The following is a 13,787-nucleotide window of genomic DNA, read 5'->3' as shown; positions in this document are numbered from 1 at the left end:
AGTACCTGAAACCGATTGCCTACAAACAGTGGGAGCCCGCAAGGGTGACCGCGTACCTTTTGTATAATGGGTCAGCGACTTAGTGTGTCGAGCAAGCTTAAGCCGGTAGGTGTAGGCGCAGCGAAAGCGAGTCTGAACAGGGCGTTCAGTTCGACGCATTAGACCCGAAACCGAGTGATCTAGCCATGAGCAGGTTGAAGGTAAGGTAACACTTACTGGAGGACCGAACCCATAACTGTTGCAATAGTTCGGGATGACTTGTGGCTAGGGGTGAAAGGCCAATCAAACTCGGAAATAGCTGGTTCTCCGCGAAATCTATTTAGGTAGAGCGTCGACCGAATACCCCCGGGGGTAGAGCACTGGATGGGCTATGGGGACTCACCGTCTTACTGATCCTAACCAAACTCCGAATACCGGGGAGTACTAGTCGGCAGACACACGGCGGGTGCTAACGTCCGTCGTGGAAAGGGAAACAACCCTGACCTACAGCTAAGGTCCCCAAGTTATGGCTAAGTGGGAAAGGATGTGAGGATCCCAAAACAACCAGGATGTTGGCTTAGAAGCAGCCATCATTTAAAGAAAGCGTAACAGCTCACTGGTCTAAATAAGGGTCTTTGCGCCGAAAATGTAACGGGGCTCAAGCCATACACCGAAGCTTAGGGTTCGTGAGCAATCACGAGCGGTAGCGGAGCGTTCTGTAAGCTGATGAAGCCGTACCCGTGAGGGGCGGTGGAGGTATCAGAAGTGCGAATGCTGACATGAGTAACGTAAGGGGAGTGAGAGACTCCCCCGCCGAAAGTCCAAGGGTTCCTGCTTAAAGTTAATCTGAGCAGGGTTAGCCGGCCCCTAAGGCGAGGCCGAAAGGCGTAGTCGATGGGAATCACGTTAATATTCGTGAGCCTGGAGGTAGTGACGGATCGCGTGTATTGTCAGGTCTTATCGGATTGATCCTGGCAGTGAAGCGGTCCCGGGAAATAGCTCCTCCTTATAGCCCGTACCCGAAACCGACACTGGTGGACTGGTAGAGTATACCAAGGCGCTTGAGAGAACTATGCTGAAGGAACTCGGCAAATTGCACGCGTAACTTCGGAAGAAGCGTGACCCTTTTGCGGGCAACCGTAAGAGGGTGGCACAGACCAGGGGGTAGCGACTGTTTATCAAAAACACAGGGCTCTGCGAAGCCGCAAGGCGACGTATAGGGTCTGACGCCTGCCCGGTGCCGGAAGGTTAAGAGGAGAGGTGCAAGCTTTGAATCGAAGCCCCGGTAAACGGCGGCCGTAACTATAACGGTCCTAAGGTAGCGAAATTCCTTGTCGGGTAAGTTCCGACCTGCACGAATGGCGTAACGACTTCCCCGCTGTCTCCAGCATAGACTCAGTGAAATTGAATTCCCCGTGAAGATGCGGGGTTCCTGCGGTTAGACGGAAAGACCCCGTGCACCTTTACTATAGCTTTACATTGGCATTCGTAGTGGCATGTGTAGGATAGGTGGTAGGCTTTGAAGCCAGGGCGCCAGCCTTGGTGGAGCCACCCTTGAAATACCACCCTTATTACTATGGATGTCTAACCGCGGCCCGTCATCCGGGTCCGGGACAATGTATGGTGGGTAGTTTGACTGGGGCGGTCGCCTCCTAAAGAGTAACGGAGGCGCGCGATGGTGGGCTCAGAACGGTCGGAAATCGTTCGCTGAGTGCAATGGCATAAGCCTGCCTGACTGCGAGACTGACAAGTCGAGCAGAGACGAAAGTCGGTCATAGTGATCCGGTGGTCCCGTGTGGAAGGGCCATCGCTCAACGGATAAAAGGTACGCCGGGGATAACAGGCTGATGACCCCCAAGAGTCCATATCGACGGGGTTGTTTGGCACCTCGATGTCGACTCATCGCATCCTGGGGCTGGAGCAGGTCCCAAGGGTATGGCTGTTCGCCATTTAAAGCGGTACGTGAGTTGGGTTCAGAACGTCGTGAGACAGTTCGGTCCCTATCTGCCGTGGGTGTAGGAATATTGACAGGATCTGTCCCTAGTACGAGAGGACCGGGATGGACGTATCTCTGGTGGACCTGTTGTGGCGCCAGCCGCATAGCAGGGTAGCTATATACGGACGGGATAACCGCTGAAGGCATCTAAGCGGGAAACCCACCTGAAAACGAGTATTCCCTCAAGAACCGTGGAAGACGACCACGTTGATAGGCCGGGTGTGGAAGAGCGGCAACGCTTGAAGCTTACCGGTACTAATAGTTCGATCGGCTTGATCGTTCTCATTCCTAATGTTCATCGCTGCGCGATGTCTGTTATCGCTCACGCTGGTTCCGCCCTTCGGGCGGCGCTGCGCGGGCGCGGCGCACAAGCGCCGACGGTCGGTCGACCTTGCAGCCTGACGGCTGAAAGGCGATCAAGGCAGACACGCAAAACATCAGCACAAAACAGCTTCTCAGATAACATGCGCTTTGCCGACCTGGTGGTCATGGCGGGGCGGCTGCACCCGTTCCCATTCCGAACACGGCCGTGAAACGCCCCTGCGCCGATGGTACTTCGTCTCAAGACGCGGGAGAGTAGGTCGCTGCCAGGTCTGCTAAACGCATGAAAATCTTCTCATCGTCATCCAGAACAGCTCATTTTCCTGATTTCGGAACGCCGCCCTTCGGGGCGGCGTTTTGCGTTTGCGGCGAGGCTGTGGCTGCCACGCCTCGTGGAGTTGACCGGACAGGGGGAGTCCCGCTGCCCCTCTCTGAAAATTTGGTGGACCCTTTGCCGTTGAAGCGAGGCGAGGGGTGACAGGCCAATCCTTATTTCCTAAAAGACGATCTCACCAAGGGGAGTCCCGCAAGGGGCTGAGAGACCGCTGGCGCAAGCAGCGCGGTGACCCTTCGAACCTGATCCGGATCATGCCGGCGAAGGGATGGCGAATTTCAAGCTGCCTTTTGCCGGCCTCCTTGCGAGGCCGCCCATGCCAGAAACAAAGCCTGAAACAGACGGTCTCGCTGTCATCCACGAAAGGACAGCACGATGACCGAACGCTTCACCGAAACCTTGAAACGAGAAAGCCAGCCGGCCTGGACGCGGGCGGTCGAGCACCGCTTCGTCCAGGAACTGTTTCAGGGCATGGTGCCCGACGAGGTAATGGCCTCCTATCTCGTGCAGGACCACCGCTTTCTCGACAGCTTCCTGACCTTGCTGGGCGCGGCCATCGCCACCAGCGACAGTTTCGAGGCGCGGCTGCGCTTCGGGCGCTTTATCGGCATGGTGTCGGGGGAGGAGAACACCTACTTCCTGCGCGCGTTCGACGCGCTCGGCGTCAGCGAAAAGCAGCGGGCGGCCATTGCCGACACGCAGCCCACCACCGGTTTCAAGTCGATCATGCGCGAGGCGGCGGCCACGCGTTCCTATGCGGCGGCACTTGCCGTGCTCAATGTCGCCGAATGGCTCTATCTCGACTGGGCCATGAAGGCGCTGGCGCCGCTGCCGCGAAACTTCGTCCACGCGGAGTGGATCACCCTGCACGACAATCCCGATTTCCGGGATTTCGTGGCTTTCCTGCGCGCCGAGCTTGACCGTGTCGGGCCGGCGGAATCGGAGACGAGCCGCGATTTCTTCTCGCGTGCCGTGGCGCTGGAACTGGCGTTCTTCGATGCAGCCTATGAGAGTGGAGAGTAAGCAATGGATGTGTTCGAACGGCTGAAGCAGGCTGCCGCCGCTGACTGGCAGAGCTATGTCGGTCATGAATTCGTGTGGCAGCTCGGCGCGGGCACGCTGCCCGAGGCGGCGTTCCGGGCCTATCTGGTGCAGGACTATCTGTTCCTCATCCAGTTCTCGCGCGCCTGGGCGCTCGCGGCTTACAAGAGCCGCACCATTCCCGAAATCCGGGCGGCGCAGGCGGGGCTTTCCGGCATACTCGACGAGACGGAGCTGCATGTGCGGCTGTGCGGGCGCTGGGGGCTCTTGCCCGAGCAACTCCACTCCGTGCCGGAGCATCAGGCAACCGTCGCCTATACCCGTTTCGTGCTCGACTGCGGCGCGGCCGGCGACCTGCTGGACCTCCATGTCGCGCTCGCGCCGTGTGTCATCGGCTATGCCGAGATCGGCAAGGCATTGGCGCCAAACGGCGTCGCCGCACTGAAAGACCACCCGTACCGTGAATGGATCGGCGAATATGCCGGGGATGCATTCCAGCAGCTTGCCGTCGGTTCACGCAACCTGCTCGACGATCTGGCGGCGCGCTCGATGACGGAGCGGCGTTTCGGGGAGCTTGCCGCCCTGTTCGGCAAGGCCTCGCGGCTGGAGGCGGATTTCTGGCAGATGGGGCTGGATGCCGCCCGAGGCTGACACGAAAAACCTCCCCGGCAGCGGTTTCGGCCGGGGAGTTTTCTGGCGGGAGGCATGTCGTTGCCGCAAAGCCGCCGCGCCTTTTTCGCGACTGCTTAGAGGATGACGATCTTTGAGCCGGGGCGGGCACGCTGATAGAGGTCGACGACGTCCATGTTCAACATGCGGATGCAGCCGGCCGAAACCGCCTTGCCGATGCTGTTCGGCTGGTTGGTGCCATGGATGCGGTAGTAGGTATCCTTGCCGTCCTTGAACAGGTAGAGCGCGCGCGCGCCGAGCGGATTGGTCGGGCCGCCTTCGACGCCGTTCTCATATTTCTTGTACTGCTCGGGCGCGCGGGCGATCATCGAGTCGGTCGGGCGCCAGCGCGGCCATTCCTGCTTCCAGGCGAGATCGGTGACGCCGCTGAACCCGCGCCCGGCGGCACCCACGCCGACGCCGTAGCGCAGCGCCTTGCCATTGGCCTGGACGAGGTAGAGGAAGCGGTTGGCGGGATCGACGACGATGGTGCCAGGCGCATAGTCGCTGCGATAGTCGACCATCTGGCGGTGATATTTTTCCGGGATCTTGGACAGGTCTTCCTGCGGAAGCGGGAAACGCTCATTGGGGCGCGGCCCATAGCGCGGCGGCGTGACCGAAGCCTGTTCGACCGGCGCGGGCGCGGGCTCGGCCACAGGCGGCGCGGGCGCAGGGCTGGTCACGGTCATCTCGGAAGATGTGGCGCAGGCGCCCAGCCCCATGCAGGCCAGAAGCGCCAGCGCAGTCCATACGCGCCGTGCCGGCCGCTCGTCCATTGCGTCGGTCATATGCCTGAAGTCCTTCGTATCAGTTGCTGTCGCGCGCTCGCGCGTCGGAGATAACCTGCCGGAAGCCCGCTTCGTCGAGCGCGGAGGCGACGAGGAAGGGGCCGATGAGGAAGACCGGGGTGCCGGCAAGGCCGAGCGCGTCGGCCTGCGCGCCATGACGCTGCAGGAGGGCGGTGATCTCGGCGTCCTTCGCCTTCATGTCATGCTCCAGCCGGGCCATGTCGAGCCCGGCTCCGGCCACCGCCTTGCGCATCCTGTCTTCCTCGACCCTGCCGCCCTTGATGGCCATCAGCGCATGATGGGCCTCGCCGTACCTGCCCTGGCGGTGGGCCACCAGCGCCAGCCTGGCGCCGTAGATCGAGGCCGAGGTGAGGATCGGCCAATCCTTGTAGACCAGTCGCACCTTGCCGTCGGCACGCACGACCTTGTTGAGCGGATCGACCGTCTTCTTGCAGAACGGGCAGTTGTAGTCGAAGAAATAAACGATGGTGACATCGCCCTTGGCGTTGCCGGCCTTCGGGTCCGCCGGATCGTTGAGGATCATCTCGGTGCTGAGCCCGTCGTCGGCGGATGCCTGCGCCGGGGTGACGATGCCGGCCGCCGCCAGCGCCGTCAGCGCCAGTGCCGCGCGGCGGTTGAGCGCTGTGGGGCCATGGGTTTCGGAAGAACCGATGTTCGCGAGCTGCGGCATGATCCGGTGCGGGGTGATCGACATGGAAACGGCCTCGATTTCTGCTGGTCGGGCCGACAGGGTTTGGTGGACCTTAAGGCAGGCTTAAGGGCAAAAGGAAAGCCTGCGTACACGTAAAAAATCCGGTGTTGCAGACAGCGCACAGCTTCCGTTCGGGCAGCCGGCGCTCCCTTTCTTAAGATTGCCTTAAGGCGCCGGCATGAGGCAGGGAAACCGTCATGCCGCCGAACAGGCGGCGAGGCGAGCGGAGACGAGGCTTATGCGTTCCATGCGAACCCGACTGTTCGCGATCCTGATCCTGATCACCGGGCTGGTGTGGCTTTCGGCGGTGAAGTGGATCTACTTTTCCACCGGTTCGCAGCTCGAGCGGGTGCTCGACGCGCGGCTGATGGAGGCGGCGCGCATGGTCAACTCCATGGTGACGCGGCGCGCCCTTGCCACGGCCGGGGATGCGATCGTGCCGCCGATCGCGACGGAGCCGCACTCCGCCTACAACCGCCAGCTTTCCTGCCAGATATGGTCGCTGGAAGGCACGCTGCTCAGCCAGTCGGACGGAGCGCCGCAGGCGAAGCTGTCGGAAAAGGCCCCCGGCTTTTCCAACGCCGTCATCGATGGCGAGACCTGGCGCGTCTATACGGTGGACAATCCCGAAGCCGGGGTGCGGGTGATGGTCGGCGATCGCGTCTATTTCCGCGATCATCTGGTGAACAACGTCATTGCCGGCGTGCTGCTGCCGGCGCTGCTTATCCTGCCGGTACTGGCGGGGCTGATCTGGCTGAGCGTCGGGCGGGGGCTGACGCCGCTCAGCCGCATCGCCAGGGAGTTGTCCACGCGGCCGGCTTCCGATCTCGGCTCCATCGAGGCTCCGGGCGCGGCGAGCGAGTTGCAGCCGGTGGTGAAGGCGATCAATGCGCTGTTCCGGCGCGTCTCCGAGGCGCGCGAGCGCGAGCGCGACTTCATCGCCTTCGCCGCGCATGAATTGCGCACGCCGATGTCCGGCCTGAAGACACAGGCGCAGATTGCGCTGGCGAGCGCCGACCCGGCGATCCGGGAAAAGGCGCTTTCCCAGATCGTGGCCGGGGTCGACCGGACCGGGCGCCTGGTGCGGCAGCTGCTGGATATCGCCGCGCTGGAAGCCGGGGCCGGGCCTGCCGCCGAAGAGCCCTTCGAGGCCGGCCCTCTGCTGCGGTCGGTCGCCGACGAGCTGGCTACCCATACGGCCGGGTCCGCCGCCATTGTCATAGACCCGGCGTTGGCCGGCCTCCGGATCACCATGCCGCCGGAAGCGTTCCGGCTGGCCGCCCGCAACCTCATGGAAAATGCGCTGCATCATTCGCCTGCGGGGAGCCAGGTCTCCTGCCGGCTTGGAGAGAGCGGCGATGAAGTCACGATCTGGATCGAGGATGCGGGACCGGGCATTCCGGAAGAGGAATTGCCGCGGGTGACGGAACGCTTCTTCCGTGGCCGCTTCCGCTCGGCGGCGGGCAGTGGGCTCGGCCTCAGCATCGTGGAGACGGCGCTGGAACATGCCGGTGCGCGGCTCGACATGCGCAACAGGGATCAGGGCGGGCTTGCCGCCGGCATCGTTGTACCCGCCGGCAAGGCGAGGCGGCTTGCGGCCGCTGCCTGAATCTACTCGCTCAGCTTGCCGATGCCGGCCAGAAGCGCCTCACGGGAAATCTCGCCCATGTGGACGGCACGCAACTGCCCGTCGGGGCCGATGAACAAGGTCGCCGGCAGGCCGGGCGTCGTATAGTGGCGCGAAAACCGGCTCAGCCCGTCGAGAAGCACCGGGTCGAGCGCCAATCCTTCCCTTTCGAGATAAGACCGCACGGTGCCTTCATCCTCACCCTGGTTGACGAACAGGAAGGTGGCGTCGCCATTGCTGGCGGCGACATCGGCCATCATCGGCATTTCGCGCCGGCAGGGCGGGCACCATGACGCCCACAGGTTGACGACCATCGGCTTGCCGGTGAGGGCCGAAGGCGTCACCGTGGTTCCCCCAAGCGCGGTGTAGGGGCCGGACGGCAAGGGGGTCGGCGGTACGCCGGCGGTGAGCTGGATGACCAGCGTGGCCATGAAGGCGGCGGCCGCGGCCGGAACCGGCGTCCACAGCAGCAGTCCGGGGTGGCGGCGCAGATGGAGGAGCGTGACGATCACCACGGCGGCAATGCCGGCCGGGATCATGAAGCCGCCCTGCCAGACGGCCAGCACGCGCCACGGCTCGGCCGCGAAACTGTCGAAATGGCGGATCACATGGCCGATACGGGCGGCGAGGAAGAAGGCGAGCGCGGCGCGCCACGACCAGCCGGCAAAGCGCCGGTCGACCGTGCGGGCCAGAAGCTCGGCCCCGGCAAGGAAGGTGAAAATGGCAAGCACTGCCGCAAGGCGCTCGGCCGAGAACATCAGCGGCCCGATGGTGAAGGCGTTCATCCTGCGGTCCTTATTTCCCGGCCTGGGTCGCCGAAGCCACCAGTGATTTCACCTCGATCTCGCCGACCAGCCTGGTGCCGTCGATCTCTGCCTTGTCGGTTCCGAAGAAGATCATCGTCGGCGGGCCAACCACCGCGAGGTCCCGCATCAGGGACTGGTTGGCCTCGTCGAGCCGCGACAGGTCGACCTTGATGCGGCGGAAGCCGGCGAGGCTGTCGGCGACCTGCGCGGCCGGCAGGACATCACGCTCGATGCCGGTGCAGGTCACGCACCAGTCGGCGGTGAAATAGACCAGCGTCGGCCGCTTCTCGGAGGAAGCGGTGGCGAGCACGCTTTGCAGTTCGGGCGCGGCGGAGATGTTGGCGAAGCCGAGCGCCCCCGTTTCCGCCGTTTGTCGGGACAGGACGATATGCGCCAGCGGCCGGGCCGGATCGCTGCCGCCGGATGCGGCGCCGACGCCGAGGATCAGGGCATAGAGGGCAAGCACCATGCCGGTACCCTTGCGCAGCCGACGTCCGGCAGTTGCATCGCTGCCCAACGCATCGAAGGCCCCGACGAACACGGCCGCCACCATCGCCAAAGCGGCCCACAATGCCAGAGTGGCGGGAGCGGGCAACAGGCGCGAGGCCATCCACACGGCCATGCCGAGCAGCACGAAGCCGAAGACATATTTCACATGGTCCATCCAGCCGCCGGTTTTGGGCAAGGCGCGGCTGCCGAAGGTGCCGAAGGCGATCAGCGGCAGGCCTTGTCCCAGCCCGAGGGCGAACAGTGCGGCCGCGCCCAGAGCGGCATCGCCGGTCTGGGCGATGTAGAGCAGGGCGGCCGCCAGCGGGGCGGTGACGCAGGGGCCGACGATCAGCGCCGAGGTGAAGCCGATGGCTGCCGCGCCGCCCAGCGAACCGCGCAGCCCGCCGCCGGTGCCGGCGACGCGGCTGACCCAGGCTGACGGAAGCTGGATCTCGAACAGCCCGAACATCGACAGCGCGAGGATGAAGAAGATCGCCGCCACGGCGCCGACCGCATAGGGCGATTGCAGGACGATCTGGAGGTTCTGGCCGGACCATGCGGCGGCAACGCCGAGCAGGCCGAAGGCCGTGGCCATGGCCAGCACATAGGCGAGCGACAGCGCAAAACCCCGGCGCGGCGTCAGCGTTTCGCCGGAGCGGGCGAGCGTGGCGCTCAGGATCGGATACATGGGCAGCACGCAGGGCGTGAAGGCGAGCAGCAGGCCGAAGGCCAGGAAGCTCGCCACCACCCACAACGCCCCGCCATTGGCCAGAAGCGAGGCGACCATGCCGCCCGAGGCAGCATCCTGCGACAGACGGAAGCCGCCGGTGTCGGCTGCGCCTGCCGCCTGCGCGGGCTCCTCCGAGGGCGGCGCAAACAGGCCGAGACCGGAGCCGGCGGTCCTGATCTCGAGTGTCTCGAGGTTCACCGCGCGCGTTTCGGGCGGGTAGCAGATCGAATCCTTCTTGCAGCCCTGGTAGGTCAGCAGGATTTCGGATGCGTCGCCTTTCGGCAGGTGGGCCGAGGCGGTTCTGTAATAGACTTCCGAGACGCCGAAATTCGGGTCGTCTTCCCGGGTGCCCTCGGTGGTTTCGAGCGCCACGGGCGCTTCGCCGTCGGCGTTCTTGGCCTCGATATGGTCGCGATAGAGGTAATAGCCGTCGGCGATCTTCCATTCGAAGGTCACGCCACCTTGCCGCGCCGGCGCGGCCGTCAGCCTGAATGCCTCATCGGCCTGTAGCAGGTCCGATTGCTGTGCAGCGGCGGGAAGGATGCCGACAAGGAAAAGCAGGGCCGAGAGGGCAAGTGTGATTTTTCTCAAAACGACGTTCTCGTGCTCACTTCGCGGATAGGCTTATCGACCGGCAAAGGGTTTTAGCCGGGCTATCAAGTTCTCGGTCGAAAAATTGCCGACCGAGCGGGTGTTTTCGTGCTCACCCCCGCTGGCGGCATCGACGATGAAGACGGTCGGCGGACCGTCGACCCGCAAATGCCGCAACAGGGCGCGATGGCCATCAGTCATGGCGGTGACGTCGATCCTGATCAGGCCGTAGCTTTGCATCAGTTTCGCCACCCGTTCGTCGGGCAGGATCTTCGTGTCGATGACCTTGCAGAAGGCGCACCATTCGGCCCCGACATCGACAAGCGCCACCGTTTTGCTTTGCGACAGATCGGCAAGGGCTGCCTGATATTGGGGCAGGCTTTCAACCAGATAGGTGGCGGCGGGTGCGGGGGCGGCAAGCAGGCCCGCGCCCGCAAGCAGGGGCAAGCCGAGCAGCAAGGTGCGGCGGGTCAGCGGACGGCAGACGGGGGCAGGGGCTTTTGCTGTGTCGCCGGCATGGGAAAACCTGTCCTGCATGGAACTTCGCTCTTTTTTACGCATCGGATTTGGCGGGCTTGGGTTGCGAAGCTTAAGTCAGGCTTAAAGCCTTCTTGCGGGCACAGGGCTCAGGGCTCCGGACCGAGGCGATAACCCAGCCCGCGCACCGTTTCGATGAGACCCGCCCCCAGCTTGGCGCGCAGATGGTGGATGTGCACCTCCACCGTGTTGCTCTCCACCTCTTCCTGCCAGCCATAGAGCTTGTCCTCGAGCCGGGCCTTGGAAAGGATCGCGCCGGGATGGCTCATCAGCGCTTGGAGGATGGTGAATTCGCGCCGTGAAAGCCGGACCTGCCGGCCCGCCCGCTCGACAAGCCGGCTGGCGGGCACCAGCGTCACGTCGCGCCAGCGCAGCTCTGCGCTGGAACGGCCGGTGGAGCGCCGTGTGAGTGCCCGGAGCCGCGCCGCTACCTCGTCGAGGTCGAAGGGCTTGCCCAGATAGTCGTCGGCGCCGGTGTCGAGCCCGGCGATGCGGTCGACAACGGCGTCGCGCGCCGTGAGCATCAGCACCGGCGTTTCGTCGCGGGCGGTCCGCAGCGATTTCAGCACGTCGAGCCCGGAGCCATCGGGCAGCATCAGGTCCAGCACCACGGCATCGAAGCGGTTCGCCTCCAGCGCGGCCAGCGCGCCTTCGCAGGTGGCGACGGCATCGGTGGTGAAGCCGGCCAGGGACAGGCCGACCTTCAGGCCGTCCCGCAGGATGTCGTCGTCTTCCACGATCAGCAGCCGCATCTTTTCCTTCCACGTGAATGTCCGCGCTTTGTCGATAGGCCTTAAGGCAGTCTTAAGCAAAGGCCGGCGCCGACGAACCGGTTTTGCAATGGGCGGCAAATCGATTATCGTCGCCTTGCTTGTTCAGTTTCGGGGAGACGGGTGTGGGCATCAATTTCGGGAAGAAATACAGCCATTTGACGCATGGCTTCGGCTGCCTGTGCCAAAGCCCGCTGGTGGCCGAGATCAATGCGCGGATCGATGGCGGCATGTCGCGGCGTTCCGTCCTGCGCGGCATCGCCGGTGCGGTCGGCACCATGGCGGTGGGGCTGCCGGCCTTCGCCGCCGATGGCAAGCCGGTTCTGCTGAAGAACTTCAAGGTGTTCGACGGCAAGTCCGCCGCCTACCTGGAGGGGCGCGACGTGCTGGTGTCGGGCAACCGGATCGAGGATCTGGTCGGGCAGGGCGAAACCGTTGCCGATGCCGAAATCATCGATTGCGGCGGGCGGACGCTGATGCCGGGGCTGATCGATGCCCATTGGCACACCATTCTGGCCGGAATCAACCAGGTGGCGGCGATGACGGCGGACGTTCCCTATGTCCATCTGGTTGCCGCGCAGGAGGCCGAGCGAACGCTGATGCGCGGCTTCACCACGGTGCGCGATGTGGGCGGACCTTCCTTTGCGCTCAAGCGCGCGATCGACGAGGGCCGGATGGCAGGCCCGCGCATCTATCCGAGCGGCGCCATGATCTCGCAGACCTCGGGCCATGGCGACTTCCGCATGCGCACCGACCTGCCGCGCAGCACGCAAAGCAATTTGAGCGCCACCGAGGTGTCAGGCATCTCGGCCCTTGCCGATGGTGTGCCGGAGGTGCTGCGCCGCGCCCGCGAACAGCTCATGCTGGGCGCCAGCCAGCTCAAGATCATGGCGGGCGGTGGCGTCACCTCGGTGTTCGACCCGCTGGATTCGCTGCAATTCACCGAGGCCGAGATGAGGGCCGCCGTCGATGCCGCTTCCGACTGGGGCACCTATGTGTGCGCCCATGTCTACACCTCGGCCGGCATCAGGCGGGCGCTGGACTGCGGCGTGAAAAGCATCGAGCACGGGCAACTGGCGGATGAGGACACGGTGCGCCGCATGGCCGATGCCGGCGTGTGGTGGAGCCTGCAACCTTTCCTCGCGGACGAGGATTCCAACCCCGGGAGCACGCCGGAGCAGCAGCAGAAACGCCTTGAAGTTTCGCAAGGCACGGTCCGCGCCTTCGAGCTCGGCAAGAAGCATGGCGTCAACATGGCCTGGGGCACGGACATATTGTTCAACCCCAAGGGTACGGCCGCGCAGGGCCGGCACCTGGCCAAGATCGCCCGCTGGTTCGACAATCACGAAGTGCTTTCCCTGGCCACCGGCCGCAACGCCGAACTGCTGGCGCTGTCGGGTCCGCGCAATCCCTATCAGGGCAAGCTCGGCGTGATCGAGGCCGGCGCCATGGCCGACCTTCTGGTCGTGGAGGGCGATCCGTTGCAGGATATTTCGGTGGTCGCCGATCCGGACAACACCATGAAGCTCATCATGAAGGATGGGCGCATCCACAAGAACACGCTCGGAGCCTGACGCCGCCATGATGATGAGAACGACCGCGGGGTTTGCCGCCCTTCTTGCCCTGACCGGGTCCGTGCTCGCCGCCGATGTGCTGCCGCCGGTGGCGCAGCCTGTGGCCGTGGAGGCGGAACGGCCGCTGTGGGCCTTCCAAGTCACGCCCTATATGTGGGCGGCGGGTCTGAAAGGCGATATCTCGCCGTTCCGGCGGGCGCCGACGATTCCCGTCGAGAAGGATTTCGGCGATATCCTCGACGATCTCAATTTCGGCGGCTTCATCAATGTCTGGGGCCGCTACGACCGCTTCGTGTTCTCGGGCGACATCATGTACACCAGCACGACGGACAGCCACAGTTTCGGGAACATACCCCAGCTGCCGGGTCTGCCGCCGGTGGCGAGCGCGGACGTCGATGTCGATACCAAGCAGTTCACTTCCACGCTGGCGGCCGGCTACAGGGTGTTCGACGTGCCCGGCACCACGCTCGACCTGCTTGGCGGCGTGCGTATCTGGCATGTTTCGAACAAGGTGACGGTGGATGCGGGCTTCATTTCTGCCTCGCACAAGGAAAGCTTCGGCTGGGTCGATCCGGTGGTCGGCGCGCGCCTGTTCCACGGCCTGACCGACAAGCTGTCCTTCCAGATGCAGGCCGATGTCGGCGGCTTCGACGTCGGCTCGAAATTCACCTACCAGGCGCTGGCGACGTTCAACTATACGTTCACGGACCACCTGTCGGCATCGGTCGGCTACAAGGTGCTGAGCGTCGATTACGACCATGACGGGCACGTCTTCGACACGACGCTGCACGGTCCCGTGCTCGGCCTGACCTACCGGTTCTGA

Annotated in this window: 11 protein-coding genes, 2 rRNA genes and 1 riboswitch (1 of these 14 running past the window's edge); of the genes, 7 read left to right on the top strand and 6 right to left on the bottom strand. The window is 63.9% G+C overall.

The window, feature by feature from the left end; translation table 11 throughout:
* The 4 genes from ACVCNR_RS06375 to ACVCNR_RS06360 all read left to right on the top strand — a co-directional run.
* Window positions 1-2,255, top strand: a 23S ribosomal RNA gene (locus ACVCNR_RS06375); it begins 559 nt to the left of the window's first position.
* 198 nt (window positions 2,256-2,453) lie between these two features.
* Window positions 2,454-2,568: ribosomal RNA gene (gene rrf / locus ACVCNR_RS06370) — 5S ribosomal RNA — on the top strand.
* Window positions 2,569-2,801: 233 nt separating this feature from the next.
* A riboswitch (TPP riboswitch) is annotated at window positions 2,802-2,916 on the top strand.
* Between the two features lie 89 nt (window positions 2,917-3,005).
* Entirely contained in the window at window positions 3,006-3,653 is a 648-nt protein-coding gene (locus tag ACVCNR_RS06365) for a TenA family protein (protein ID WP_447074156.1), read from the top strand.
* Window positions 3,654-3,656: 3 nt separating this feature from the next.
* Entirely contained in the window at window positions 3,657-4,322 is a 666-nt protein-coding gene (locus ACVCNR_RS06360) for a TenA family protein (protein ID WP_447074155.1), read from the top strand.
* 95 nt (window positions 4,323-4,417) lie between these two features.
* Here the strand turns inward: ACVCNR_RS06360 and ACVCNR_RS06355 are convergent, their stop codons facing one another.
* Together ACVCNR_RS06355 and ACVCNR_RS06350 are read right to left on the bottom strand one after the other, a co-directional pair.
* The gene (locus ACVCNR_RS06355; RefSeq protein ID WP_447074154.1) at window positions 4,418-5,128 is read right to left on the bottom strand and encodes a L,D-transpeptidase; all 711 of its coding nucleotides are present in this window, start codon (window positions 5,126-5,128) and stop codon (window positions 4,418-4,420) included.
* Window positions 5,129-5,147: 19 nt separating this feature from the next.
* Window positions 5,148-5,819, bottom strand: coding sequence for a DsbA family protein (locus ACVCNR_RS06350; RefSeq protein WP_447075650.1), 672 nt, complete (start codon window positions 5,817-5,819; stop codon window positions 5,148-5,150).
* A gap of 259 nt (window positions 5,820-6,078) precedes the next feature.
* On the opposite strand from ACVCNR_RS06350, the gene ACVCNR_RS06345 reads away from it, so the two are divergent.
* Window positions 6,079-7,449 carry an ATP-binding protein gene (locus tag ACVCNR_RS06345; protein WP_447074153.1) on the top strand — a complete coding sequence of 457 codons (1,371 nt, stop codon included), beginning with the start codon at window positions 6,079-6,081 and terminating at the stop codon, window positions 7,447-7,449.
* A 2-nt stretch (window positions 7,450-7,451) separates the two neighbouring features.
* Here the strand turns inward: ACVCNR_RS06345 and ACVCNR_RS06340 are convergent, their stop codons facing one another.
* From ACVCNR_RS06340 to ACVCNR_RS06325, 4 genes are all read right to left on the bottom strand, one after another.
* On the bottom strand, window positions 7,452-8,252 hold the full coding sequence (locus ACVCNR_RS06340; protein WP_354197598.1) for a TlpA family protein disulfide reductase: 801 nt from the start codon (window positions 8,250-8,252) through the stop codon (window positions 7,452-7,454).
* Between the two features lie 10 nt (window positions 8,253-8,262).
* Window positions 8,263-10,083 carry a protein-disulfide reductase DsbD gene (dsbD, locus tag ACVCNR_RS06335; protein ID WP_447074152.1) on the bottom strand — a complete coding sequence of 607 codons (1,821 nt, stop codon included), beginning with the start codon at window positions 10,081-10,083 and terminating at the stop codon, window positions 8,263-8,265.
* Window positions 10,084-10,116: 33 nt separating this feature from the next.
* Entirely contained in the window at window positions 10,117-10,620 is a 504-nt protein-coding gene (locus ACVCNR_RS06330; protein ID WP_447074151.1) for a thioredoxin family protein, read from the bottom strand.
* Window positions 10,621-10,709: 89 nt separating this feature from the next.
* Entirely contained in the window at window positions 10,710-11,372 is a 663-nt protein-coding gene (locus ACVCNR_RS06325) for a response regulator (RefSeq protein ID WP_447074150.1), read from the bottom strand.
* Window positions 11,373-11,515: 143 nt separating this feature from the next.
* On the opposite strand from ACVCNR_RS06325, the gene ACVCNR_RS06320 reads away from it, so the two are divergent.
* On the top strand, window positions 11,516-12,964 hold the full coding sequence (locus ACVCNR_RS06320) for a metal-dependent hydrolase family protein (RefSeq protein ID WP_447074149.1): 1,449 nt from the start codon (window positions 11,516-11,518) through the stop codon (window positions 12,962-12,964).
* A 7-nt stretch (window positions 12,965-12,971) separates the two neighbouring features.
* Window positions 12,972-13,787: a DUF481 domain-containing protein gene (locus tag ACVCNR_RS06315; RefSeq protein ID WP_447074148.1), complete on the top strand. Its 816-nt coding sequence runs from the start codon at window positions 12,972-12,974 to the stop codon at window positions 13,785-13,787.

It is taken from the genome of Aquamicrobium terrae, from assembly GCF_052978165.1.
The sequence above is the reverse complement of the archived record's forward strand: the minus strand, read 5'-3'. Positions and strand labels throughout refer to the sequence as shown.